The organism is Streptomyces sp. MCA2, from assembly GCF_023544705.1.
In the GTDB taxonomy this organism is placed as follows: domain Bacteria; phylum Actinomycetota; class Actinomycetes; order Streptomycetales; family Streptomycetaceae; genus Streptomyces; species Streptomyces decoyicus.
Genome location: NZ_JAMJFM010000024.1, coordinates 15,316 through 39,928, shown reverse-complemented (window position 1 = coordinate 39,928; position 24,613 = coordinate 15,316). Strand labels below are relative to the sequence as shown.

The 24,613-nt window shown below is 69.2% G+C and carries 21 protein-coding genes and 1 pseudogene; 18 read left to right on the top strand and 4 right to left on the bottom strand.

Annotation, left to right across the window (positions count from 1 at the left end; translation table 11 throughout):
• The first annotated feature begins 40 nt into the window (after positions 1-40).
• The 11 genes and pseudogenes from M8I34_RS20600 to M8I34_RS20550 all read left to right on the top strand — a co-directional run bounded on the left by M8I34_RS20600 (position 41) and on the right by M8I34_RS20550 (position 13,807).
• Positions 41-895 (top strand): helix-turn-helix domain-containing protein, encoded by an 855-nt coding sequence (locus tag M8I34_RS20600; protein WP_250050979.1) that lies wholly within the window; start codon positions 41-43, stop codon positions 893-895.
• Positions 892-1,404 carry a hypothetical protein gene (locus M8I34_RS20595; protein ID WP_250050978.1) on the top strand — a complete coding sequence of 171 codons (513 nt, stop codon included), beginning with the start codon at positions 892-894 and terminating at the stop codon, positions 1,402-1,404. The genes M8I34_RS20600 and M8I34_RS20595 overlap by 4 nt, the downstream gene beginning before the upstream one ends.
• 47 nt (positions 1,405-1,451) lie before the next feature.
• On the top strand, positions 1,452-2,714 hold the full coding sequence (locus M8I34_RS20590; protein WP_374210949.1) for an MFS transporter: 1,263 nt from the start codon (positions 1,452-1,454) through the stop codon (positions 2,712-2,714).
• Positions 2,656-2,964, top strand: a complete 309-nt coding sequence (locus M8I34_RS20585; protein ID WP_250050977.1) for a hypothetical protein — start codon at positions 2,656-2,658, stop codon at positions 2,962-2,964. The genes M8I34_RS20590 and M8I34_RS20585 overlap by 59 nt, the downstream gene beginning before the upstream one ends.
• Before the next feature lie 166 nt (positions 2,965-3,130).
• Positions 3,131-3,364: an HAD-IA family hydrolase gene (locus M8I34_RS20580; protein WP_374210956.1), complete on the top strand. Its 234-nt coding sequence runs from the start codon at positions 3,131-3,133 to the stop codon at positions 3,362-3,364.
• Between the two features lie 247 nt (positions 3,365-3,611).
• A complete protein-coding gene (locus M8I34_RS20575; RefSeq protein WP_250050976.1) occupies positions 3,612-4,667 on the top strand; it encodes a site-specific integrase in 1,056 nt (351 codons plus the stop codon).
• Entirely contained in the window at positions 4,664-7,018 is a 2,355-nt protein-coding gene (locus M8I34_RS20570) for a tyrosine-type recombinase/integrase (protein ID WP_250050975.1), read from the top strand. The genes M8I34_RS20575 and M8I34_RS20570 overlap by 4 nt, the downstream gene beginning before the upstream one ends.
• A 260-nt stretch (positions 7,019-7,278) precedes the next feature.
• Positions 7,279-11,394, top strand: a complete 4,116-nt coding sequence (locus M8I34_RS41650) for a WD40 repeat domain-containing protein (RefSeq protein ID WP_250050972.1) — start codon at positions 7,279-7,281, stop codon at positions 11,392-11,394.
• On the top strand, positions 11,391-12,284 hold the full coding sequence (locus M8I34_RS20560) for a serine peptidase (protein WP_250050970.1): 894 nt from the start codon (positions 11,391-11,393) through the stop codon (positions 12,282-12,284). The genes M8I34_RS41650 and M8I34_RS20560 overlap by 4 nt, the downstream gene beginning before the upstream one ends.
• Before the next feature lie 268 nt (positions 12,285-12,552).
• Positions 12,553-13,284, top strand: a pseudogene (locus tag M8I34_RS20555) (DUF317 domain-containing protein); the annotation flags it as partial.
• A 31-nt stretch (positions 13,285-13,315) separates the two neighbouring features.
• Positions 13,316-13,807 carry a hypothetical protein gene (locus M8I34_RS20550; RefSeq protein WP_250050968.1) on the top strand — a complete coding sequence of 164 codons (492 nt, stop codon included), beginning with the start codon at positions 13,316-13,318 and terminating at the stop codon, positions 13,805-13,807.
• A 105-nt stretch (positions 13,808-13,912) separates the two neighbouring features.
• On the opposite strand, the gene M8I34_RS20545 is transcribed toward M8I34_RS20550, so the two are convergent.
• Together M8I34_RS20545 and M8I34_RS41950 are read right to left on the bottom strand one after the other, a co-directional pair.
• Positions 13,913-14,728: a Ku protein gene (locus M8I34_RS20545; RefSeq protein WP_250050965.1), complete on the bottom strand. Its 816-nt coding sequence runs from the start codon at positions 14,726-14,728 to the stop codon at positions 13,913-13,915.
• 134 nt (positions 14,729-14,862) lie between these two features.
• Entirely contained in the window at positions 14,863-15,369 is a 507-nt protein-coding gene (locus M8I34_RS41950; protein WP_374210948.1) for a DUF6233 domain-containing protein, read from the bottom strand.
• A gap of 451 nt (positions 15,370-15,820) precedes the next feature.
• Here M8I34_RS41950 and M8I34_RS20540 point away from each other — a divergent pair, with 451 nt between their 5' ends.
• Positions 15,821-16,615: an alpha/beta fold hydrolase gene (locus M8I34_RS20540; protein ID WP_250050963.1), complete on the top strand. Its 795-nt coding sequence runs from the start codon at positions 15,821-15,823 to the stop codon at positions 16,613-16,615.
• 408 nt (positions 16,616-17,023) lie between these two features.
• Here the strand turns inward: M8I34_RS20540 and M8I34_RS20535 are convergent, their stop codons facing one another.
• Positions 17,024-17,482 carry a hypothetical protein gene (locus M8I34_RS20535; RefSeq protein WP_250050961.1) on the bottom strand — a complete coding sequence of 153 codons (459 nt, stop codon included), beginning with the start codon at positions 17,480-17,482 and terminating at the stop codon, positions 17,024-17,026.
• Between the two features lie 462 nt (positions 17,483-17,944).
• Between M8I34_RS20535 and M8I34_RS20530 the strand changes: the two genes are divergently transcribed.
• Both M8I34_RS20530 and M8I34_RS20525 read left to right on the top strand, forming a co-directional pair.
• Positions 17,945-18,427 carry a hypothetical protein gene (locus tag M8I34_RS20530; protein ID WP_250050959.1) on the top strand — a complete coding sequence of 161 codons (483 nt, stop codon included), beginning with the start codon at positions 17,945-17,947 and terminating at the stop codon, positions 18,425-18,427.
• 581 nt (positions 18,428-19,008) lie between these two features.
• Entirely contained in the window at positions 19,009-19,740 is a 732-nt protein-coding gene (locus M8I34_RS20525; RefSeq protein WP_250050957.1) for a hypothetical protein, read from the top strand.
• Positions 19,741-19,892: 152 nt separating this feature from the next.
• On the opposite strand, the gene M8I34_RS20520 is transcribed toward M8I34_RS20525, so the two are convergent.
• Positions 19,893-20,849: a hypothetical protein gene (locus M8I34_RS20520; protein ID WP_250050955.1), complete on the bottom strand. Its 957-nt coding sequence runs from the start codon at positions 20,847-20,849 to the stop codon at positions 19,893-19,895.
• A 559-nt stretch (positions 20,850-21,408) separates the two neighbouring features.
• On the opposite strand from M8I34_RS20520, the gene M8I34_RS20515 reads away from it, so the two are divergent.
• From M8I34_RS20515 to M8I34_RS20500, 4 genes are all read left to right on the top strand, one after another.
• Positions 21,409-21,762, top strand: a complete 354-nt coding sequence (locus M8I34_RS20515) for a DUF317 domain-containing protein (RefSeq protein ID WP_250050953.1) — start codon at positions 21,409-21,411, stop codon at positions 21,760-21,762.
• Between the two features lie 84 nt (positions 21,763-21,846).
• On the top strand, positions 21,847-22,140 hold the full coding sequence (locus tag M8I34_RS20510; RefSeq protein WP_250050952.1) for a hypothetical protein: 294 nt from the start codon (positions 21,847-21,849) through the stop codon (positions 22,138-22,140).
• Positions 22,141-22,157: 17 nt separating this feature from the next.
• Entirely contained in the window at positions 22,158-22,979 is an 822-nt protein-coding gene (locus tag M8I34_RS20505) for a DUF317 domain-containing protein (RefSeq protein WP_250050951.1), read from the top strand.
• Positions 22,980-23,046: 67 nt separating this feature from the next.
• Complete coding sequence (locus tag M8I34_RS20500) at positions 23,047-24,429, top strand: transposase (protein WP_250050950.1); 1,383 nt, start codon at positions 23,047-23,049, stop codon at positions 24,427-24,429.
• Positions 24,430-24,613: the final 184 nt, after the last annotated feature.

The window sequence follows — 24,613 nt, the reverse complement described above, 5'->3', positions numbered from 1 at the left end:
CGCGCGGGTACCCCGCTCACTCACCCAGGAAGTTCCTCCCTTGGCTACCACCGGTCTGCCCCCCGACGCCGACGCCGACATCGCCCGCGTCACTGAGGTACTCGCCATGATCACTCCACGATGGAACGTGCGGATCCTGCTGGCACTGTCCGGCCCGCCGCTCCGCTACAACGAAGTCGCGGACAAGATCACCTGGCTGCAAAACGGCCAGCTCCACTCCAAACTTCAGGCCCTGTGCGAAGCCGGCCTAGTCCAGCGCACCGAGCACACCCCGCGGCACGTCACTTACGGCCACACCGATCGCGGCGCCGCCCTGCTGCCGGTACTGCCGCTGATCGTCACCTGGGCAGAGGAACATCTGGAGCAGGCGGACCGGCCGCTGCCCGCGATCGAGCAGATCGAGGACAGCCTCACCCTCCTCACCCGTCGGCACGCCGCTGCAATCCTGTGGGTGCTGAAGTCCCGGGGGGAAGCCAGTGGTCGGGCTCTGGCCAGGACGGTCATGCCCGGCTGTGACTGGACCAACGTCTACCCGCCCCTGCGGCAGCTCGTGGCCGACGGCCTGGTCGACACCGCCGGCATCGGGAAGCCCTACAGCCTGTCTGGTGCCGGCGACGCCCTCGGGCCTGTCTTCGGTGCTCTGTCTGCATGGTCGGCCGGGCAGCCCCTCACCCAGGCCGCCCGGCACCCGCTCTGGGGACGTCCGGTCACTGCGCCCGCTCCGAAGAAGTGGGTCAGCAATCAGTCGCGGCTACCAGCCCCAACCGCCACGCCCGCGCCGAGCAGGAACGGCCAGGTCTCCGCCCTGACGTGGCAGCACCGTGACCTCTTCTCCCATACCACTCCCGCTCGTTCGGGAGCGGCAGCACTTGCGGCGGGAGGACCTCGCCGATGAATAGCTCCCCCTCCACAGGCACCGTGCAGGATGCCCGCTCGGTGCTTTCCTGCCAGGCCCTGATCCGCTTGGTCACCGAGATCGACGACCATGGCCCCGTACCCCTGCGCCGGCTGGCCAGCACCTTCGCTGATCTCAGCGAGGCCCGCCTTCGCCGGGCCACGGACTGGGCCCGCGACGTCGGCCTCGTCCGCGTCCGGCCGGGAGACCGCCTCGGACTGACCACGCCTGGCCTGGAGTTGGCCGACGTCTATGACGCGACGGCACAGTGGGCCCGCCACCACGCCTATCCGGATCCGGTGTCCGACTTCATCAGCCGCGTCCAGAGCACCCTCGCGCTCCTGACCGCGGCACCGGCACTCCCTGCGGAACCTGGTTCCCGTGTTCCAGGAGACGACCTCCGGCTGAGCGAGGAGGCTCTCGCAGACTTGACCAGGGCACGCGATCTGCTGGATCAGTGGCTGGCCTCGAACCAGGCCGTCATGGGCACGACCCAGACCGCCGCGTGACGGGGCCCACCGGCTGGCCTCGGCAACCAAGCCGGACCGCAACGGCCTTGCTGCGCGGTGTCTATCTGCCCAGGACGGCCGACAGCGTCGCCTTCGCGATGACCACCTACGGCACCCCCCTCCTCGTCCTGGCCGCCACCGGTTCTCCGGGGCTGACGGGGTTGGCCTTTGCGCTGGAATGGCTGCCCCGGCTGGGCGCCTTCGTGGTGGCCGGCACCCTCGTCGACCGCCTCGGCACCGCCCAGGTCTTCCGCGCCGCGTGTGTCCTGCGGGCCTTGGTCGTCCTCACTGCTGCGCTCCTGCTGGTGGTCCACGGGACCAGGGCGCTCGCGGAAGTGATCGTCATGGTGCTTGCCCCGGTATCCGGGGTCCTCACCGAGTTCAGTTATGTCGCCGCCGAGACCGCCGGCGGCGAGGCGAGCCGGACAGTCAGAGGTCGGGCGCACCAGGTGCAGTCGGCCCTGCTGGGGATCGACCAGAGCGCCATGCTCGCCGGACCTGTGGTGTCGGGCCTGCTGTTGGAGTACGGCGGCCCAGCCGTGATGCTCGGTATGCTCGCAGGCTTCTCCCTCCTCGCCGCCGCCCTCAGCCCCCGCCAGCGCCACAACCCGATCGGTTCTACGTCGGAGAAGATCGGGCTACGGGCCGGCTGGCTGACGCTGCGCTCGCTGCCGGGCCTTGCTTGGCTGGTCGGCGGCCTGCTGGCTTCCAACGTGGCCATCGGCCTCCTCCAGGCAGCCATGCCAGTGATCGTGGTCACCGAACTCGGGCGCTCCAGCTCCGACGCTGGACTCATCTGGTCCGCAGCAGCCCTCGCCTCCCTGCTCGCCGTCACCGCAGCCCGCCGGGCCATCGACCGCTGGGGCCTGTGGCCGGTCGGCACCGCCTCCGCCGCCATCGCAGCCACCGCAACCCTCGCCGTCGCCCAGGCGGACTCCTACAGCGGCTACCTCCTGCTGATCGCCGCTCTGATGGCCGGCGAAGGCGGACTCACCGTCGTCCTGCGCACCATGCGCTCCCACCTCATCCCGCCCAGTGTCTTCGGCAGCACCCTCGCGGTGACGATCCTGCTGCTCCTGCTGCCCTTTCCCGCCGCAGGGCTCCTCGTTGCGGTCGTTCCACCCTCCGATCTCGGAATCGCCGTTACCGGTGCAGCGCTCCTGCAAGCCCTCGGTCTTGCGATCGCGTTCACCCGGCTGCGCCGCCTGCCTGACCCTCCTGACCTCCCGCTACGAGAGGAGCCCATAGCTCATGCCCACCATCACACAGGACGGGCTACCGGGCCTCGGCCTCTCCCTGACCATCACTGACCGGTTTCGCGCCTTCGATGCCCAGCACCCCTGGATCTACCGCGCCCTGGAGCAGCTCGTGGAGGAGCGGCTCGAAGCAGGGGCGAAAAAGGTCGGGATGAAGGCCCTGTTCGAGGCTTTGCGATGGCGTCACCCCCACGAGGTGAGGGGCCTGAACAACGACTACACGGCCCTGTACGCCCGTGCGTTGCTCGCCGAGCACCCGCAGTGGGCTTCGTCGATCGAAATCCGCCGCCGACGCAGCCCGTGACCCTCTCATCCTGCTGACCCTGTTTTGACCTTCGAGGAGCTTGTTCTTGTCCGACTGTCCGGTCGCCCTGGGCGTCGCCAGCGCAGAGGGGCAGGCCGGCCGCGTGAGCCCGGCAGCCGCCTCGGCCCGACGCAGCCGGGGCCTGCTGAACGGCTACTTCCTCGGCATGGGAGTGGTGATGGCCCACGCCCTGTACTCGGCCCGGCTGGAGGTGTGCAAGCCGGCCCCCGCCACCTACCAACATGCCCTGCACACCCTCGGCGCCGTCCATCCGGAGCGCGTGCTCTTCGTGGACGACCGCGCCGACAACTGCAGCGCCGCCCGCCGACTGGGACTGCGCACACTGCACTACACCGGTCGGCCTGCCGACCTCGAAGCGGCCATGCTGCCCGCCGGGTGACCGCCTCTACCCCCAACCTCTCAGGAACCCGTGCCACCCCACGAAGACCTCCACACCATTGATGGAGACGTCTACGTCTCCCCGCGCTACCTCGCCGGCTCCACCGGCACCGGCGACCCCGCCCTCGCCCCGCTCCTCGGCCATGGCTGGGACCTCCAGCACGACGACCTAGAAGTTACGTGGAATCACTTGCGAGGCTTGCGGTCTCGTACGGGGACCCACGGACTGAAGGGATCAGCGGTACCAGATGGTCGAGCTCAGGGAGAAGTGGCCGATACTCGGTCGGCATGAGCAGGCAGCGGCCTGGCTGCAGGTGTGGCAGGACTTGGGACGGGCGCCGAGGACGATCGATGCCTACGCCCGGGGGCTGGCGGAGTACCTGGAGTTGTGCGAGCGGGAGAGCGTCGACCCGGCGCAGGCCACGCGAGCCCATGTCGCGCTGCATGTACGCGAGTTGAGCTCACGACCGAGCCGCCGGGGCGTCAACGTCGTGGCTCTGGACTCCGGTGCCGGATTGTCGAATGCGACGCTCCAGCAGCGCCTGGTGTCGGTGCGGTTGTTCTACGACTTCCTGGTCGAGGAAGGGCTGCGCCAGGACAATCCCGTCGGCCGGGGACGCTATACCCCTGGGGCCCGTGGCGGCGGGCAGCGTGGGCTGGTGCGGAGGCTGGTGAAGCTTCCCTGGATCCCCAGCGACGAGCAGTGGCGGGCCGTGCTGGCGATAGCCGCCGCCGAGCCGGTGCGTACTCGGCTGATGCTGGCCATGGCCTACGATGCGGCCCTGCGCCGGGAGGAGTTGTGCTCGCTGCGCACCGATGACCTGGATCCGGGGCGGCGGCTGGTGCGGGTGCGGGCGGAGACCACCAAGAGCCGCCGGGAGCGGGTCGTGCCCTACTCGGCGGCGACCGGGGTCCTGCTGTCGCAGTACTTGGTGCACCGGGCCACGGTCAGCCGGGCGCGCGGTGGGCTGTTCCTGTCCGAGTCGCGGCGCAACTTCGCCCAGCCGCTGAGCCTGTGGACGTGGTCGAAGGTGGTGCGCCGGATCGCCGTGGAGTCCGGGGTGGAGCGCTTCTCCACGCACACCACGCGGCATCTGTGCCTGACCGACTTGGCGCGGATGGGGTGGGAGGTGCACGCGATCGCTACCTTCGCCGGACACCTGCATACTGACTCCACCATGCGCTACATCCACCTCTCGGGCTGGGATCTGGCCGAGAAGTTGGCGCGGGGGATGGAACACATCCATACCCAGCGCGTCGCGCTGCTGAGCGCCGGCGCCGAGGGCACCGGACAGCCGCGGTGAGGGCACTTGCCCTGGCCGCTGGGAAGACGGCACCCGAGTGGGCCTGGCCGCTGGAAGGCGCGTCCTGGGACCGGGACCCACAACTTAGTGCCGACGAGCATGCGGTGCTGGTGCAGGCCGGCCCACGGCTGTTTCACTCTTCCCGGCTGACCCGGGCGGAACGCAGTGCGCTGGCGCGGTTGCTCGGGCCGCTGGAGCAGGTGCGGTCCTGCCTGAGGATCCCGGACAAGGCCGGACACCACCGGTGGGTCGACTACCAGGTGGTCGGGATGCTGCTGGTCCGTACCGCCGAGGCCGGTTCGGCGTGGTGGAGTTGGGACCAGAGCGTTTGGACCCGTGTGATCGGGGCCGACGCGGAGGAATGGAGCCGCCAGTGGCCGGCACAAGCGTCGCAGTCATGCCGCCCCCGCCTGCTGGCCTACGCCTACCTCCTGGGCGCGCCCGTGGACGAAGCCCTGTTCCTCGGCTTCGAACGGCTGCGCCTGGCCCGCACGGTCTTCGGCTCCGAGAGCGTGGACCGGGAGGTCGACACCGTCTACAGCCTGCTGCGCGGCTGGGGCTACCGCCTGGACACGACGGGCAACCGATCGGTGCGCACCTTGATCGCACACGCGATGCTCCTCAACCGCAGCCCGCTGCTGGCGGATATGGACGCGGCGTTGGTGGAGCGCCTTCGTGAGGCGGTGTGTTCCACCGGGAGGGCATCCGGTGACCTGCACTCGCTGCAACGGGCGCTGGCGGCGCTGGGGCGGTGCGAGCCGCCCGTCGCACGCAACGAGAAGCTGTTGGGGGAACTGGGGGCCCAGCGCTGGACGAATGTGCCGGCGCCGTGGGCCGAGATGGTCTGCCGGTGGTTCGACACCTCCATACTCAGTCGCAATGTCCGCCTGGCCTACCGCCAGGACCTGGCTCGTACCGGCCGGTGGCTTGCCGCCGAGCACCCGCAGATCACCGAACCCGCCCAGTGGACGAGGGCGATCTGCGCGGCCTGGGTGGCAACAGTGGACCGGATGCGGATCGGCGACTACGCCGAACGCACTGCCACCCGCGGCGTGTTCGGGGACCCGATGTCCCCCTCCACCAAGGACAGTGCGCTCACCGCCAGCCGCGCGTTCTTCCGCGACCTTCAGGAATGGGAGTGGATACCGCGCAGGTTCGATCCCGGGCGCGCGCTGGAGACGCCTCGCAGCGTCCGCGCGCTGCTGGGTCCCAACCCCCGCGTCATCGCCGACGAGGTGTGGGCCAAGCTGCTGTGGGCCGGCATCAACCTCACCTCCGAGGACCTGCCCACTTCCAGCAGCGGCCCCCGCTATCCCCTCGAACTCTCCCGAGCCGTGGCGCTGACCTGGCTGTTCAGCGGCCAACGCAGCGACGAGATCCGCCGCCTGCGCACCGGCTGCGTCCGCTGGCAGCATGACGGCACGGCCGTCAGCCCGGACGCTGCGGACGTCCTCGCCCGCGACGCTGTCTGTCTGCTGGACGTCCCGACTCACAAAACCGGCACGAGTTTCACCAAGCCGGTCGACCCCCTGCTCGGACAGGCCATCGAGGTCTGGCAGGCCGTCCGCCCCGAGCAACCGATGATGCTGGACGCCAAGACCAGCGAGCGCGTGGAGTTCATGTTCGCCCACCGCGCCAAACGCGTCTCCAAGGACTACATCAACCGCACGATCATCCCGGCACTGTGCACGAAGGCCGGGGTCCCCGACAGCGACGTCCGCGGCAAAATCACCAGCCACCGGGCCCGGAGCACCATCGCCAGCCAGCTCTACAACGCCAAGGAACCGATGACTCTATTCGAGCTGCAGGCATGGCTCGGACACCGGTCACCTAGCTCCACTCAGTTCTACGCGAAGATCTCTCCCAAGACGCTGGCCAAGGCGTACAGCGAGGCCGGCTACTTTGCCCGGAACGTGCGCACCATCGAGGTTCTCGTCGACCGCGACGCCGTCGCCTCCGGGGCGGCGGCCGCCGGCGAGCCCTGGCAGTACTACGACCTGGGCCACGGCTGGTGCACCTACACCTTCTTCGAACAGTGCCAGCACCGGCTGGCCTGCGCCCGCTGCGACTTCTACACCCCCAAGGGCTCCAGCAGAGCCCAACTCCTTGAAGCCAAGGAGAACTTGCAGCACATGCTCGCTTCCATCCCTCTGACCGAGGACGAACGCGCTGCGGTCGACGACGGCCAAACCGCCATCGAGGCGCTCCTCGACCGGCTTACTGACACCCCCACGCCCGCAGGCCCCACACCACGGGAACTCGGCCTCCCCGCCACTGCCACCATGCTGCCCATCGTGGAGGTCCGCCAAGTTCCTGATGATGTGGTCACCCGAACAGCCCGACGTGTCTAGTGTCGGTCCCGGACCACTGATCGGGACGGGTGCTGGACGGGGAAGGGTCGATGCGGGAGTTGGCAGCGGGTGGACAGCCAGTGGGGAATGCGAGCGGGGCGCAACGGCATGCAGCGCTGTCGTTGGGGATCGCGTTGACCCGTACCGAGGACGGTGACTCTCCTCGGGCAGGGCTGGATGTGCTGGAGGAGGCTCCCGTTCATGCCGGGAGAGTCGCGGAGATCCTGACGGGGTTTCGGTACGAGCCGTTCCCGGCCACCGTGTCAGTCGATGTGGTCGGGTACGGGGGGCTGGTCGAGGCGGCGGTGGTGGCCGAGGACGTCGATGTGCTGGTCGTGCATATCGTTGGGCACGGCGAGCTGGCCGAGGGCAGTAGCGAGAAGCTGTATGTCCTGGACAGCGATGGACAGCGCCTGAGTCGGCCGGTGGGCGCATGGATCGACCTGATCGAGGACCACCCGCAGCGGCATCGGCCGATCACGCTCTTCGTCCTCGATGTCTGCTATGCGGGCGAGGCCGCGGTGACCGCCTGGCACGCTCGCATGGATGTGGACCGGCGCCGGGCCTGGGTGCTGGCCGCGACCGGGCCCGGACAGAAAGCGTTCGGCTACCGCCTGAGCCAGGCCCTGGTACAGGTCCTGGAGAAGTACCGTGACTTGAAGGTGCGCTTCGATCCGTCCGTACGCCACATCCCGCCGCACACGGTCTGGAGGGACATCGAACGTACAGTCAACGAGCTGGCTGCCCAGTCCGGCGGCCTGCCACAGGCGATCCTGACCAGCCTCGTTCCCGGGCACGCCGACCTGTCCCACCTTCCGTTCTTCCCCAACCCCTCCTATGACCCTGATCGTGGCTCCTCCGCCGTGGCCTCGGGCCTGCCGCCGGAGATCGCTCGGCTGGCGGACTGGGCCGCGGACCCGCTGCACTTCATGCGGCGCGCCGGTGGCGCCGAGCCGGTGCACCGCGACTGGGCCGAGGGCTACTTCAGCGGCCGAACCGCACAACTGGACACCCTTGCCGGCTGGCTCGACGACGAGGCGGCCGCCCCGGGGCTGCGCGTGGTGACGGGCAAGCCCGGCGCGGGCAAGTCGGCGCTGCTCGGCGTCCTGGTCTGCGCCGCGCACCCGGCTCTGCGCCGGCACACCAGGGCCCTGTGGGCGGGCCTGGGCGACCGAGCCCCGGGGGAAAACGACCGGCTCGCGGTGGTCCACGCGCGCCGCCTGGCCCTGGACGACATCGTCAACTCCCTCGCCCGCCAGCTGCGGCACATCCACGGCTGGGACGACAGTTGTGATGCGAGCAAGACGAGTGAGCAGGCTGTGGGTAATCCGGCGGACTACCTGCTGGGCCTGCTCCCCAGTGACGAGAGGCCGGTCACCTTGATCGTCGACGCCCTCGACGAGGCCGTGCGGCCCCAGGACATCACCACCGCCTTGCTGCTCCCCCTCGCCCGCCAGGCGCACGGGCCGGGCAGCCGGCTGCGGCTGCTGGTCGGCACCCGCGATGACGAGCGTTTTCGCAGTTTGCTGGCTCTGGCGCGGGACGCCAGTGGGTGCACGGACCTGAGCGCCATCGTGCCCGAGGTCGTCTGCCAGGACGTGGCCGACTACGTCAAACAGCTCCTCGCGGCCGACGGCCCCTACGCCGCAGGCGCCCTGCGACCGGTCCGGGACACCCTGGCCAGGGCAATCGCCGACACACTCACCGAGCCAGGCCACAGCAACCGACCGGCCCAGGACACCGATGCCCTGCACTGGGGCGAGTTCCTGACCGCCGGACTCTACGCCCACTACCTCCTCACCAGCCCACCCCCAGGCACCGCCGAGGAGGCCGCCGTACTGGGCCGGGCCGTACCCCGCAGCTTGCCCGCGCTCCTCGAACTCGACCTGCAACGCCACAAGGACCGGCCTCTCCTGCGGCCCGTGCTGACCGCCCTTGCCTTTGCCCAGGGCCGGGGCATGCCGGAAAGCGTCCTGGCCCACGCCACCACAGCCTTCAACGCAACCGTCGACAGCACCACTCCGCTGGCCCTGCCGGACCTGTACACGCTCCTGGACGGCGAAGCCCGCTTTTACCTGCGCCGCGACGTCGACGACGACGGCACCACCCTCTACCGGCTCTTCCACGAGGGCCTCGCCGAATGGCTGCGCGCCCCAGGCAGCCAGCCGCCCGATCAGGACACCCCCACAGCAGCGGTACCCCCGCTCAATCCGGCCGACCGCCTGTATGAGCGACTCTTGGACTCCGTGCCCCGCGACGCCTCGGGCCGCAGACAGTGGCACCTGGCCACCCCATACCTGCTGCGGCACACAGCCCAGCACGCCTTCAGCGCCGGACGCCTGGACGAACTCCTGAACGACGGCGGATACCTCCAGCACGCCGACCCCCACACCCTCGCGGACGCCCTCCGGCACGCCCACTCCGAGCAGGCCAGGCTCAACGCCGCGGTCTACCGGGCATCCTGGAGCGTTCACCACAGGCTTCCACCCGCTGCACGCCGCCAGCTCCTGGCCCTGGACGCGGCGCGCTTCCGCCACATACCGCTGCAAGCGGAACTGCCCGGCGACGCAGACTGGCAGGTGCGCTGGGCAACAGGAAGCCAGGTCTCCACGGCACTGGTCCGCACACTCACCGGCCACTCCGACGGGGTGCTGGCGGTGGGGGTGGTGGAGTTGGACGGCCGCCCGCACGCCGTCACCGGCGGCATCGATGGGTCGGTGCGGGTGTGGGACCTGACCACCGGCACCCAAACCCGTGAACTCACCGGCCACACCAGCGAGGTGAATGCGGTGGAAGTGGTGGAACTGGACGGCCACCCACACGCCATCACCGTTGGGGACGACGGGTCGGTGCGGGTGTGGGACCTGACCACCGGCACCCAAACCCGTGAACTCACCGGCCACACCGGCGAGGTGCGGGCAGTGGGGGTGGTGGAGCTGGACGGCCGCCCGCACGCCATCACCGGTGGCGGCTTCGCCTTCGACGAAGGGTCGGTGCGGGTGTGGGACCTGACCACCGGTGCCCAGACCCGTGAACTGGTCGGCCACAGCGGCAGGGTGGATGCGGTGAGGGTGGTGAAGTTGGACGGCCGCCCACACGCCGTCACCGGCAGCTTCGACGGGTCGGTGCGGGTGTGGGACCTGACCACCGGCACCCAAACCCGTGAACTCACCGGCCACACCAGCGGGGTGCGGGCGGCGGGGGTGGTGGAGCTGGACGGCCGCCCGCACGCCATCACCGGTGGCGGCAGGTTCGACGGGTCGGTGCAGGTGTGGGACCTGACCACCGGCACCCAAACCCGCACTCTCACCGGCCACACCAGCGAGGTGAATGCGGTGGAAGTGGTGGAACTGGACGGCCGCCCGCACGCCGTTACCGGCAGCTTCGACGGGTCGGTGCGGGTGTGGGACCTGACCACCGGCACCCGAACCCGTGAACTCACCGGCCACACCAGCGAGGTGCGGGCGGTGGGGGTGGTGGAGCTGGAAGGCCGCCCGCACGCCATCACTGGTGGCGGCTTCGGCTTCGAGGACGGGTCGGTGCGGGTGTGGGACCTGACCACCGGCACCCAAACCCGCACTCTCACCGGCCACGCCGGCGGGGTGCGGGCGGTGGGGGTGGTGGAGCTGGACGGCCGCCCGCACGCCATCACCGGTGGCGGCTTCGGCCTCGAGAAGGGGGCGGTGCGGGTGTGGGACCTGACCACGGCCACCCAGACCCGTGAATTCATCGGCCACGCCGGGGTGCGGGCGGTGGGGGTGGTGGAGCTGGACGGCCGCCCGCACGCCATCACCGGTGGCGGCTTCGACGAAGGGTCGGTGCGGGTGTGGGACCTGACCACCGGCACCCAAACCCGCACTCTCACCGGCCACACCGGCGAGGTGCGGGCGGTGGGGGTGGTGGAGCTGGAAGGCCGCACACACGCCATCACCGGCGGGGACGACAGGACGGTGCGGGTGTGGGACCTGACCACCGGCACCCAAACCCGCACTCTCACCGGCCACACCGGCGAGGTGCGGGCGGTGGGGGTGGTGGAGCTGGAAGGCCGCCCACACACCGTCACCGGCGGGGACGACAGGACGGTGCGGGTGTGGGACCTGACCACCGGCACCCAAACCCGCACTCTCACCGGCCACACCGGCGAGGTGCGGGCGGTGGGGGTGGTGGAGCTGGAAGGCCGCACACACGCCATCACCGGCGGGGACGACAGGACGGTGCGGGTGTGGGACCTGACCACCGGCACCTGCCGGACCACGTTTTACTGTCCCGCACGCGTGTCGGCCCTCACCGTCACCGCGGACGCCACCGTCATTGTCGGCTTCGCCCACGAGGTGGCCGCTCTCAGCCTCGCACCCCTGAAAGGCAGGCTCAGTTGACCACCCCCGGTAGTCCACCACTGCGGATCGTCGCCGTGCACGGCGTCGGCAACAGCTTCGGCGCCGACATCACCGGCACCCGCCTAGAAGAGCTGCGCGCGCTGAAAGCTGCCGTCTGGGCGCGACAACTGGGCAGCGGCCTCAGCGTGTCCGCGGACCGGATCGACCTCGACTTCGCCTACTACGCGGACAAGCTCCTCACCACCACCCCCGCGGCCCAAGGCGAGCAGGGTGGCGACTTCCTGGACGACTCGCTCGCCCAGGAGATGCTCTCCACCTGGGCACAGGAGCTGGGCGTCCCTAACGAGGTGTCGCAGGGCCACGCCACGATGCCGCTGCGGGCGCTGTCGTCCTGGGTGGCGCACAGGTTCGACCTGGCGGAGGGGCCACTGCGGATCTTCCTGCGGACCCTGTTTCCTGAGGTCGCCGCGTACCTGCGGACCGAGGACGCCCCACAACGCACGGCGGCGCGTGAGGAGGTCGCCGCCCGGATCGCCGAGCATCGACCGCACGTCGTCATCGCCCACTCCCTGGGCTCGGTCGTCGCCTACGAAGCCCTGCACGCCCACCCGGGCCTTCGGCCGGATCTGTTCCTCACCCTGGGCTCGCCGCTGGCACTGCCCCGCGCGATCTTCGAACGCCTCATCCCCTCACCACGTCCCGCCGGCCGCGCACCGCAGGGGGCGCGTCTGCCCGGGCAGACACGATGGGTCAACATCGCCGACCCTGGAGACCCCGTGGCCGTCCCACCCCAACTCAGCCAGCACTTCGACGGGATCGCCCTGGACCACACCACGGTCATCAGCCCCCTCTTCCATTTCCACCACGCCACCAACTACCTACAGTCCGCGACCACCGCCGCCACCATCGCCCCATACCTCGGCATCTGACCCTCGGGCGCCATCAGCAGCATGGCCACCACCGTCGCGTTGCCCACCGAGATCCCCGTGTCCCGATGCGGCACCCAGGATGCGCCCAGGTCGCCCACAAGGGCACGGCTGGCCGATGGACGAACCCGTTCGGGCGCACCGCCTCCTGCCGCACGGCCGTTGCGCACATCCCGCCGGACGGTCCCGGAAGCGGTTTCGATGAACCCCTGAAGACTTCTTGAGTCGACCACTAAGCACGGAAGCCACTTGACAGAGCTGATTCCACATAATCGGCAACGTCTACGTCCACGCCTCCGATCGGCGAGTGCGCCTGGGCTACCTCCCCGAGGGCGAGGACGACGGACTCTGGCGCATCAACGCCTACAAAGACCCGTTCGGCCCGCCGACCTGGGGCGCCTGCTTCAACGACCGCACACCAACCGAATTCGTTCGTGCCTTCACCACAGCTCTCGCGTCGGCCTACGAGCAGGGGCCGGACGCCTACCTCGCCAGGCCGGTCTCCGGCGACGGCGAGCACGACCCCTTTCGCATTGTCGTCCCTCTCATCAAGCAGGGCTGGGAGTTCGACCGCCCCCGCTGGGGCGTCTTCGCACTTCAATCGCCAGAAGGACTCGCCGGATTGGAGTTCACGACCGGCGACCTCGATCCGGAAGCCGAACTGACCACACGCGACGCGCGCTGGCAGCTGTGGGCCGGGAAGTCCATCGACCGGCCTGCCTGGTACGTCACCGCCAGCACCGATACCCCCGTCGCCCTGCTGACCGCCGTCACCCAATGCGTCTCCGACCCGACCCCGCTTCTCCGGTGGCAGAGGAACACCTACAGCTACATCGAGGGCATGGCCCAGCTCACGCCTATTCTCCCGCCCGAACCACCGGCCCCCACCCCACTCGATGTTCAGCGGGCCGCCGCATCCCGCCGCCCTGCCGCGCTACCCACCACCAGCGTCCCGCGCTGGACCACCACCAGCCGCCCTGCCCTGCCCGGCCCACGCCGGTAGGCCCTGCGCACGCTCCTACCGGAAGCCGCACATGCCACTGCACGCCCCCCAGTTCTTCGCCGAGCTGTGCCTGCCCTTCACCGACAGCACGGTCGTCGGAAACACCTATTACGCCACGCCGGTCGCGGGAGCGGCGCTGCGACTGCGCATCAGCTTCTCGGAGACGATCTATGCCGATACGTACGGCGGCCTCCATATGGCGGTCGTCCACCCCGACAGAGGCAAGATCGACTCCGTGGCACTCAGCTTCGCCGATCACGGAACATTCCACCGCCGCGATGAAGCTCTGAACACGCCCCTGAAGAACCGCAACTACGGCACCTTCAACACTGCCTACCACCGACCTGACCAGCCGCCCTGGGAAGGTGCAGTCACAGCCCGCCTTCGCGATGCCATCGAGCAGTACACGGAGGTCTGGTTCCCCGGCGCCTGGGGGACGCCCACGCCCTCGCGCGCTGCTGCCCGCACCGTCCAGAAGACCCCGGCACCACCGGCATCTCGCACTGCGAGTCGCACCCGCTGAACCGCCCCGTCCGAACGATCGCCCTGAGCAGCAGGCCCCGGCGCACACGTCCGGGGGCCTGCTGCGTATGGCCGGACCGGCGCCGCGACGGGTGCGCACGCAGCGTCACCCGCTCTTACGGCCGGGAGCATGCGGACTCTCCTTCTTCGAGCTGCGCGCGACCTGTGCAGCCCGAACACTCTCCTGAAGCATGGCCATCAGGTCCACCACCGGCCCGACCGGCGCTGCAGGGGCATGCGGTGGCTCCTGCCCGGCGAGCTTCGCCGTCACCACGTCGTCCAAAGCCGTCCGGTAGTGGTCATGCTGCTCGTCGAGCCGAAAATCCTCCGAAAGCGAGGTCATCAGGGTCCGGGCCATCTGCAACTCCTGGCGCCGCGGCTCCGGGGCAGGGGCCACCAGGGCTTCGGCGGAACGAACTTCGTCTGGCCACAGCAGCATCTGGGCGACAATCACCTCCTCGCGAACCCGGAGGACCACCAAGCGCTCTGGGCCACGCAGCGCCATGCGGGCGATGCCGACCTGGCCGCTCTGCTTCATCGCGTCCCGCAACAACCGATACGGGCGGGCCCCAGCCCCCTCGACGCCCAGGAAGTGCGACCTGTCCAGCGCGATGGGGTCGATCTGCTCGGACGGCAGGAAGCCGACCACCTCGATCGCCTTCACGCTGGGAAGGGGCAGATCTGCGAGATCGCTGTCGCTGAGTACAACAATGCGGCCATCCGGGGCCTCGTAGCCGCGCGCAACCTCCTCGTACGACACCTCGACCCCTTCAGCCTCGCAGATGCGCCGCTGCCGAATCCTGGCCCCGTCCTTGGCATGCACCTGATGCAGAGGTACGGCGCGCCGCGCGGTCGCCAAATGAATCGACACGGGTATGGACACCAGCCCGAAGGTGATGTGCAGTCTCGTGATGGCGGCCATACCTCCATGCCACCCCCGAGCAGCGGTGATCGCATTCCGGAGCCCGGCTGACCAGCATCGATGCCACCCATGGCAGCCGTCCAGGAGAGCACTGCTCCGGCGAAGGCCAGGGCGGCTGAGGGCCGGCGGCCGAGCTAGGCGTACCCCTTTCCGAGTTCCAGCGCGGGCTTGAGTACTGCGGCGGCGTCGCAGCTGTGGCAGGCTCGCGCGCCCGGCCGCATCAACGCGTCGAGCGCTTCCATGGCGCCCAACTCTGTCCCCCCGCCGCCGGCCTTCCGGCAACCGGCGTCGTGCACGACCGTGCCGCCCCGCCGCTCGGGATCTGGCCGCACCACCCATCCCGACGGTGTGGGCGGGGGAAGCTCCGCCGGGAGCCGGTGCGTCGGAACGGACGACAAGTCCACCCCCTCGATCGGCTGGAGTTGGCCGGCTGTGACCCAGACCCTGTACTCCGCCGCCTCCACACCAGTCGGTGTTGCCACCCAGGAAGGCACCCCGATGAGATAACGCCAAGGGTGCGGCCCCCGCGTCTCACGCCTCTCATGAAGGCGCACGCGTACGGTCTGCTCATCAGGCAAGGTCAGGGAGATCTCGGCCGGCTGGGTCCCGGCCGACGACTGGTCCTTGGCGCCGCCGCCCATTTACGGCGCTCCAGACTCCAGCTGCCTCGCCCGTCCGCGCAGAGCCACCCGCTCGCCGCATCCTGCATCGCGCGACGACCAGTGCGGGTGCCACCACACCTGCACCGACAGCTTCAGCAGACGCCGCCGCACACCGTCGTCCCTCCTCGTCGCGCCGGATCGGTGAGGGCCCGGTACGTACGGTCCCAGGCGCATTGCGCGGCGAGAAGGTCCTCGGGGAAGGCAGGGCATCGCATACCAGCTATTGCATCACGTGTTCGATTTCTGGCGCATCTGTGCAGATGGGGGGCTGCCCGTTGTTGTGACTGAGTGCTTCAGTTGGCGGATGAGTGCGGTAGTTGGCGAGTCGAGCGTGATAGGTGGCGGGTGTGCGCGGCACGCTTCGAGATTCACACGAGCGTCTTAAACAAGCGTCTTGTACGTGCGTATAGATCTGCTCTACGGTGAAGCCATGGACACCGACACCGCCGAGCGCTCCGCGCTCACCGTCGACGGCCGCACCCTTTCCTACGTGGACTTCGGCGGCCCCGGCCGCCCGCTGCTCGCCCTGCATGGGCACATGTCCGAGGGCCTGTCGTACGCCGAGCTCGCCGCCCGTCTCGCCCCGGAGTGGCGGGTCCTCGCCCCCGATCAGCGCGGCCACGGCGAGTCCGACCGGGCGGCCGACTACAGCCGGGAGGGCTACCTCGCCGACCTGAAAGCCCTCATGGATCACCTGAACCTGGACCGGGCGGCCCTCCTCGGCCACTCGCTCGGCGCGATCAACGCCTACCAGTTCGCAGCCCGCCACCCCGAGCGCGTCACCGCGCTGATCAATGCCGAGGGATGCGCCGAACTCGGCCTGGACGGCAGCAATCCGCTGGCGTTCGTCCTGAACCTGCCGGAGGGCAGCGCCCCCGACCGGGAGGCGTTCGTCGCGCAACTCGGCCCGTTCGCACCGCACTTCGAGTCAGCCGTCCGTGAACGGCCGGACGGCACCTGGGGCCTGCACTTCCACCCCCAGGACATCCACGACTCCGAGGACCAAGTACACGGCGACCACTGGGCCGACTGGACCGGCTCCACCTGCCCGGCGCTGCTGGTGCGCGGCGCCAAGGGCGGTGTGCTGCCGGCGGAGCAGGCAGCACAGATGGTCACCCGACGCCCCGGCACCCACCTCGTCGATCTGGAGACCGACCACTTCGTATACGCCAGCGACCCGGCCGGCTTCGCGGCCGCGGTCCGCGACTTCCTCACCACGGTCTAACCAGGTCCGCAGCCGCCCACGCCCCGAGACCCCCGAACACTGGGCGGCCTCCGAGCGCTTCAGCTTACGAATCCCGCCAACTGAAGCGCCCAGTCACAGTTGTGAGTGTCCTGTGCCATCGAAGGTTGATCTTTGTCATCGAAGGTTGATGATCAGTAAGTTCGCGCCCTCGAAGTTTGATCGGCACGGGATATTGCTGGTCAGGGTGGCGGTGGGGCAGCTCGCTGATGCGTACGCGCAACCGAATCCTGGGACGCTTGACCTGGGGTTTTTGGAGGATGGCGAACAGGTTCGGCGGTCTCTGACGGCCTGCTGGGGTGTCCGTTTCGAGCGGGCGGTGCCGGTGCGCCCGTTTCGCTGACCCAAGGGTGGGGAGAGCTTCGCGGGCATGGGCTTCTGATCAAGCCGCTATCGCTGCGCGTCGCCCCTGGAGTTCTCCTCCTCTACTCGCTGCTTGCGGAGCGCTTCAAGGATTTCGATGAGCTCGTCAGCCCTCAGCCCTTCGACTTCCAGGACTTCACCGCGTCCGCCGAATGTGACCCTCTTGCCGTTGTTGCGCTCGAAGAACACCTTGAGCACCGCCGCGATCCCGCCGATGCCCCCGGCAGCCCCAAGAAACGTGACAGTCGCTCCGATCAGTGTCGAGTAATCGACCCCAGGACCCGCGGAGTAGTTGGTGTCCCCCAGCAACGCTTGCAAGCCTTCTTGGCTGGCATGGCTCGCCAGCTGGAAGCCCAGGTCACCATGCCCCTTCCGGAAGGCAACTCTGGTAACCATGACGCGCTCGCCGTCTCCGTCTCGTGACGGCCGCCGGCTGGCCAACCATCCGTCTGGATACCTCCACACGAACCTGATGTCGACGTCCACCGGCATCCTGGCCCCAGCGCTCACTCTTCCCCCTTGCCCCGTTCTGCCCGCCCGTGTCATATGGCATGTTCCCGGCCGCCGGCCGCTTCCGCAGAAGAATCGACGTTTTCGTCAGCTCTAGCAGCGACGCTGCCCGCCAGCACCGCGCCAGATTCGCTGTCTGGCGCGCTCAGCCACAAGGCGCCTGCGCCGCCGCGGTGACAGCTACGGCGCCCAGGTGACATCTATCGGGACCAGTCACAAGAAGTGACCTGCGCCACTCAAACTTCATTGACACTGATCAACCTTCGTTGTCACAGGACAGTGAGCTGCCTGCCATCCAGCCTTGATCATTGCCAGCGAACCGTGGGACCGCACGCAGCTGAGCTGAGCGATGACCTGTGGCCAACCCGGCTTGAGGGCTCCCCGAGGCCACGGCCATGCACCGACCGCACGCACGTGACCACCGAGAGGATCTGTTAGATGAACCGTTCTAAGGTGAGCGGGAAGAAGAACGCCATGCAGGCCGCCGCGCTCGTAGCTCTCGTCGGGTTCCTTGCATTGTCGCTGTGGCTCGGTGACGAGCTGTGGGATCTGGCCGTGTACTGGCCGGCGACCGGCATCGGATTCGGCGCCACCGTCGGGGTGCTGCTCCCGATCACGTTCACAGCCGCCGAGCGCTCCTTCCGCCGGGACGGCTCGGCCGGGCGCAAGCAATCGTCCCGACGGGCCGTGGCCGGCGTCGTGTGTGCGGCTTTGGCCGTGGTGAGCGCGATGGCTGTCGCCCGCGCGATACCCGGAAGGGGCTCCTCGAATCCCTGCCTCCACGAGTGGCAGCCGTGCTGGGTGACCCACCTTTATCCGGGAGCCTTCTTCGTGACGGTGGGCAGCTTGGCCGCGACGGCGACGGTCATGAAATGGCTGCCGAGCTGGAAGTCCAAGCTGCGCACCCGGTCCCGCCGATAGCCGCAGAGGTCGGCGGAGTGGAGACGGGGTGTGTTCGGAACCGTCAGGAGGTCGTGCGGCCAACCCTGTGAATCTCAAGTTCCCCGACAGCGTCAACCTCTGAGAGCGCCAACGAGCCACCTCTCGAACTTCGGGGCCACATGCGCAAGTTCTCTGTCACAGGAGATGAGCGAGTGTCCGAGTTGACCGGTTGAGCACGTCCCCCGGGGGAGTCGGCGTCACTTGGTTGATCGGCGACGCCGGAGTGGTCCTTGTCGATGCGTCGGCACCTCGTCGTGACCGGCCGACGCCGCATGGACGGCTCCACCGAGGACGGTTGTGCCGAGAGCTGACCTCCCCCCATTCCAAAGCCCCCCGGAATTAGTAGATTCCGGGGGGCTTTGTCGCAAGCGCCGGTCTCGCGCGGGCCCTGTGCGACGGGCTCGTCAAGGGGGCGCCTGCCGTGCGCATCTCGGCGGATCGCCATCCCCCTGGCCCCTGCCCCGCAGCACCGATCAGACGGCCAGCAGGTAGTCCTGGCGCTGCACCCTGGGCCTGGTGGACGCCCTGTCACGCTGTCTATGCCGCGCTACGCTGCCGCAGTGATCGAGCCCTCCACGCTGCCCGGTGACCCCACCGAGCTGCACCTGCGCATCTCCTACGACGACGGCCTCTGCGACACCCCGCAGGCCGACACGCTGGAGCGGTGGGATGTGGCCGTCCTCCATCGGCGCCGTACGCATCACGGCGGTGACGGCCCGGCGGCGACCAATGACTGCACAGATGCGGACTGTCCCTCGTGCACCGTGGAGGACGTCACGATCGGGTCGATGGCCTTCTACCGGGTGCATCTCGACCGCGGGCGGAATGCCTACTGGGCCATGGAAGAGGAATCCGAGGACCTGTACGAGACCGCGCAGGTGCTCCTCGACCCGCAGACCGGCTCGTTCACCGGCGAGGTCAGCGAGCTGTTGGAGTACGTCGGCACCGGCCTGCTCGTCATGGACCGGGTGACCCTTGATCGGCAGTGGCGAGGTCATGGCCTGGCCGTCGTTTTGGCCACCGAGGCGATCCACCGGATCATGCCCGGCTGCCGGGCCATCGCCTGCGCACCAGGCATCACCGACCTCAGCAGCCACCGCCTCAAGGACCGAACAGAGTGGGACCGCGTGAACGCAAAGATCGCCCAAGGGTGGGAGCGCATCGGGTTTCGCCTGTACCGCGACAACATCTATCTCCTCTCGCCCGCCTCGCAGGACCTGGAGGAGCAGCGCAGCGAACTGCGGGGTCGGCTCGTGGAACTCGGTGCCATCTGGAAATCAGCCACGTCCTGACTGGCGCCGCGCCGAGGGGCCGAGGGGCAGTCGCGTCACAACGCGGGGCACCCGAGCATCACCGGTTGCGCAACCAGAACCTCCAGGGGCTCCAGGGCGATCCGGCCCGGCACCAGGCCGGCCAGTTTTCCGTCTTTGCCGTCGATGCCGGCTCACGGCGTCCACAGCGGGGAAACCCGGTGCGACGTCGACGAGTCGGCCAGCAGCGACGTCACACCCCCGGGAACCCCGAGCTTCCCCAGGGCCCAGTCGAGCGCGCCAGCTTCGGCATCGCACATTCTGGCAATCAGGCTCGTCTGTTCAGGCAGAACGATCCTTCGGGGGATCACGATCGTCTCGCGGACCCGGTCGATGGGCAGCCCCCGCTGGAAGCCCTGTACGGCGGGGCGAGGTGCGTCCTCGTCCCGCGGGAGCGGCAGGCGCCGGTGGGCCACGTTCGACACGACGACTCCGGCGACGTGGACGTATTCCTCCAGGAGCGGCCCCAGCAGGGCTGCGAGCGCGTCGGTCTTGGCGGCGAGTGACATCCCGGCAAAGGCTGTCGGGAGGCGGAAGAGGCCGCTGTGGTCCTCCACCCAGATCCACGCGGTGCCCGCTCCTTGCGTCTTGGCGCACTTGCCCCGCACCTTGCCCAGGAGCCGTTTCCCCTGGTCGCTCTCCACAGTCTCCCCGGTCAGCGTGGTGCCCGGGGGAGCCGTTCCGGGGTGGACGGTCAGCCGCCTCCCCGCACTGCTGAGGACGTCGACCGCGGCCCCCGAAGCCGCGCACTGCTGGGCGGCCTCCTCGGTCCGCTTCTTCCACGTCTCGCACTCGTGGCCATTGAGGAGTTCGGGGAAGTCGCCTTCCCAGTAGATGTCGCGGTCCCTGTCCAGAGTGAGGAGGTGGACTCGGCAGTTCTGGCGGAACTTCTCGTAGTCCTGGAGCTTTTGGTCCTCGGCGAAGGTGACGACCTCGATGAAAACCGGACCGATACGGACGTCGCCGGGGCCGCCGCTGGCTTTCGCCGGCTCCAGCTCGACCGGGAGTCCGCGGGCCGCCCCCATGAGCGCGAGCCGTGCCTGCGTCTGGGTGTGCAGGAACCGGGACAGGGGTGACGTCGCGGCGGGCATCCCGCCTAACGGAGAGAAGGCCGGGCACCTCGGCCTCTTCCAGATAGGCGTACGCGGCCCACCACCGCACCGCCTCCACCCAGGCGCCTCGCTCTGCTCCGTTCATGAACTGGAGTACGGGGGCGGCCCGGCCCAGACCGACGAAGGTGTCGCTGGCCCGGCCGGAGGCTGGGGAGGGGGTAACGGCCCTGGGAAGCCAGCGGCTGTCGAAGAACGTGGTGAGGCCGGCCACCGCGCGTGCGGTCACTTCGTGACCTGCCGGGGAGAGATAGCTGGCGCCCTCCGGGCAACCGAACCACGCCTCCCAGTCGATCGCCCGGAGGTCTTGGCCAATCGCCCGCCATATCTCTTTGTCACGAGGGTGCATGCCGCCAGAGTGAAGGACTCGCAGACGAGGGCGCCGGAATTTTCCAGGTTCATAGCCTCGATGGGATGACACGGCGGTCACCAGTTCGCCTGGGGCAGACGCGAAAGATCCACGAAAGACTGGCCAAGTGTTGCAGGGGATGTCAACGTAGACATCTTCCCAGAAAACCCCAGGTCAGAGAGGTGATTGCTCGTGACCGTGGCTCCTGTCAGCCCCGGTTTCTCCACCACTGTTGAAGCCCTGCGGCTGCGCCACTGGCGGCTCGGCCCGGGCCAGCCCACGCTCGTCATGGACCAGTTCTCCGCCAAGGACTTCAACTTGATCGTGGACGATCGGGCGGACGTCCACGTGAGCAGCAAAGACGGCCGCTTCTACCTCGGATATTTCCCGCTCGGCCGCCCCGGTAGCGACGGTGAGGGGTGGAAGGTCGCCGTCACCGGCACTGCCAAGGTCCGCGGCTACCAGATGTCTTTCGACATGGAGACGCCGGCGGATGTGGTCGCCGCCGCTGTGGCACGCGTGCTGGAGACCTCCCGCCGCCTTTGACGCCAAAGGTCCGAATCGGAAGTCCTCCACACGAGGCCGCTCACCCGGCGGCACAGTCCGCAACCCCACACAAGGAGGCCGTCAGTGGACCACACGGAGTTGACCGTCGGCGATCTCGTCGACCTGCTGTCCGCCTGCGATCGGACCGCGCCGGTGCGACAGGCGATGAACCCGTTCTTCCCGATGGCGCACCGTCTCGCACAGGTCGTCCAGTCCGTGGACGAGACCGGCCAAACCGTCGTTTACCTCGCTGAGGGGAGGGATGCCGGGGACGCGCAGCTCGGTCACCTGCCGCCCGACGTCGCCATCGAGCTGGCTTGGCAGTCGCCCGTCCAGGCGCCCCCTCGTCGCCCCCGCCGCACCGCCCGCGGCAAGTAGCACACCGCACCTAGCCTTTGGAGGCGCCCCTGTACCCCGAGCAGCCGCTCGACCCGTCCACCCCGAACACGGCCCAGACCGCGTACTGGGTCGGTCCCCGGCACTTGGCCGGTGACGACGGGCGTCTCTACGACACCGTCGCCGACACGCTCGCCGGCCTCGGCTGGACGAGCCTGACGATCGTCCGCGGACGGCAGGAGCCGGACGATCAACCGGAGGACCGCCAGGTCCTGCGCAGCACCGTCCTGCACATCAGCCCCGACACTCTCCGCTGGGCCCAGTGGGTTCTGGCGGACGAGCCGTTCCGCCTGGGGGAGTTGCCGATCGCCTGGCAGATTTCCGCTCGCGCGGACACGAGCAGCCCGCTCGCACAGTGGTCCGCCTACTTCACCCCCGATGTCCCGGGCGAAGTCCTCGCCGACTTTCTCGTCGCGCTCGACGCCCGCGATCAGCCCGATGTCCAGCTCGGCGGCGCCGAGCTGGTCCTCGACTCGGTCGCCGCGCATGGCTGGCTCCGCGACATCGACCGGCCCCACGCGGGAGCGACCGATCCCACCTTCGCCTCGTACCTCAGCCTCGGCGAGGTACCGCCTCTCATCCAGGACGCCGGCCCTCGCGCTCTGACGGTCCTGGCCGATGAGGCGGGGCCGGCCGGGTGGCAGGCGTGGGCGGAGCCGGTGCTGGGCGCCCCCATTCTGTGGGCCGCGTCCTTCGGTGCCAGTGTGCCGCACGACCTTGTCGCCGTGTTCGCCGATGGGCTCAGCTCGACTGCACCGGTCCTGCGCCGGGTGCTGCCCGAGAGCACGCGTGAGCGGCTCCTGCGCGCCCCGGCCAGCTGAGACAGGGGCGGTCGGCGTCCCTGTCTCGGCCATGTCAATTCTTCTTCTGCCAGGTGGAGGTGGGTAGTTGCTGTTCGCGGGGTGTGACTGGTCGGATCGGTGGCTGGACGTCGCCGTTCTCGACCGGTCCGGGGCCGTCCTTGGGGAGACGCGGATCGTCTATGCCGACAGCCCGGACCCGGTGGCCCGATACCGGGAGTTCCTGGCGCCGCTGGGGCGCAGGTGGAGAGCGACGGTCACCGGGATCGAGGACGTGCATATTCTCTTTGCTCGGTCCTTGGCGGCTTCGGGCATGGAGGTGGTCCATGTGGACCCCACCCGTGCTTCACGCCACCGGGCCGCGTTCGGGACCCCCAAGACGGATCGCGCCGATGCCAGGCTGATTGCCTCGATGACCCTTGCGGGGGAATGCCGCCCGATCGTCCCGAACTCCCCCACAGCAGAAGCACTTCGGGTGGTAGCGCACGCACACCGAGCGGCAGTTGCCAACCGTGCCGAAGCCCTGCACGTGCTGCGGGCGGCTCTCGTACGGATCTGGCCGGTGGCCGTATCGGCGTGGCCGGCCAGCGTTGGCGGACTGCGCAATCCCCAGGCGCGGGCCGTCCTTGCTGCCGCCCCTGGACCGCGAGCCGCAGCCCGGCTGGACCGCAAGGGTCTGGTGGAGCTGTTGGCAGGGGCGGGCAGGACACGGACGGTGGAGGACGAGGCCGAGCGGCTTCGCCTGCTCTTTTGCCGCCCGGTGATGCTGCTCGACCCCCATGTGGAAGAGGCCGAGGCCGTACGCATCAGACACCTCCTCGATGCCCTCGACCAGGCCGTTCAGCGGACTGACCTCCTACATGGGGAGTTGGAGAAGCGCTATACCGCCCACCGCTTTCACCAGCTGGTGTCTCGCGTTCCGGGGGTCGGCACGACCCTTGGCGCCTACCTCCTGGCGGAGATCGGGGACCGGCCCGTCGAGCGATTCGATACCGGACGCTCCCTCGCCGCATACGCTGGGGTGTCCCCGGTCACCTGGGCATCCGGCCAGACGGTGCGGGTCGCGTTCCGCCGAGCGTCGTCGACTCACCTGCGGAGCGCTCTTCACGCGGTGGCCTTCTCCATGGTCGGTCACTCGCCGGGCGCCCAGGCGTACTACGGTCGGCGCCGCGCGGCTGGCGACGCGCACGCCACGGCGCTGAGGAAGCTGGGACGCAAGGTCCTTCTGTGCCTCCACTACTGCATGGCCTCTGGCGTGCCGTACGACGACGCCGTCGCGTTCGGGTACGACCCTGCGGCAGCCGATGCTCCCACCCTCCGCCGGGAGAAGCCGCTGGACGAGATGGAGATCGTGCGCGCCCGTGACATGCTCGCCACCCCTGGCGCGACCGTCACTGCCACAGCTCGCGCCTTCGGGGTGTGCAGGCAGACGGTCTATCGCCACGTCCTTGACCGTCCCCGAGCGCGGTGATCGGCCCTCGGCGCATGCTCGGTCCGAGAGCGGAGGCGTTCACCGCACGGCGGTGAAGGCCCCCGCTCTCGGCCAGAGCGGGAGAGGCGGGCGGACCGTGGTACGCCCGAGGACATCCCCGGGCCTTGAGCCCCAGCGTGGGAATGGCGCCCACGGATCCCGCCCGCCTCGCAGAACTCGCAGG

Excerpts from the sequence above, each read along its gene's own strand:
- M8I34_RS20595 (WP_250050978.1), top strand. The coding sequence starts at position 892 with ATGAATAGCTCCCCCTCCACAGGCACCGTGCAGGATGCCCGCTCGGTG.
- M8I34_RS20585 (WP_250050977.1), top strand. The coding sequence starts at position 2,656 with ATGCCCACCATCACACAGGACGGGCTACCGGGCCTCGGCCTCTCCCTG.
- M8I34_RS20580 (WP_374210956.1), top strand. The coding sequence starts at position 3,131 with ATGGGAGTGGTGATGGCCCACGCCCTGTACTCGGCCCGGCTGGAGGTG.
- M8I34_RS20575 (WP_250050976.1), top strand. The coding sequence starts at position 3,612 with ATGGTCGAGCTCAGGGAGAAGTGGCCGATACTCGGTCGGCATGAGCAG.
- M8I34_RS20550 (WP_250050968.1), top strand. The coding sequence starts at position 13,316 with ATGCCACTGCACGCCCCCCAGTTCTTCGCCGAGCTGTGCCTGCCCTTC.
- M8I34_RS20545 (WP_250050965.1), bottom strand. The coding sequence starts at position 14,728 with ATGGCCGCCATCACGAGACTGCACATCACCTTCGGGCTGGTGTCCATA.
- M8I34_RS41950 (WP_374210948.1), bottom strand. The coding sequence starts at position 15,369 with ATGGGCGGCGGCGCCAAGGACCAGTCGTCGGCCGGGACCCAGCCGGCC.
- M8I34_RS20540 (WP_250050963.1), top strand. The coding sequence starts at position 15,821 with ATGGACACCGACACCGCCGAGCGCTCCGCGCTCACCGTCGACGGCCGC.
- M8I34_RS20530 (WP_250050959.1), top strand. The coding sequence starts at position 17,945 with ATGAACCGTTCTAAGGTGAGCGGGAAGAAGAACGCCATGCAGGCCGCC.
- M8I34_RS20520 (WP_250050955.1), bottom strand. The coding sequence starts at position 20,849 with ATGCCCGCCGCGACGTCACCCCTGTCCCGGTTCCTGCACACCCAGACG.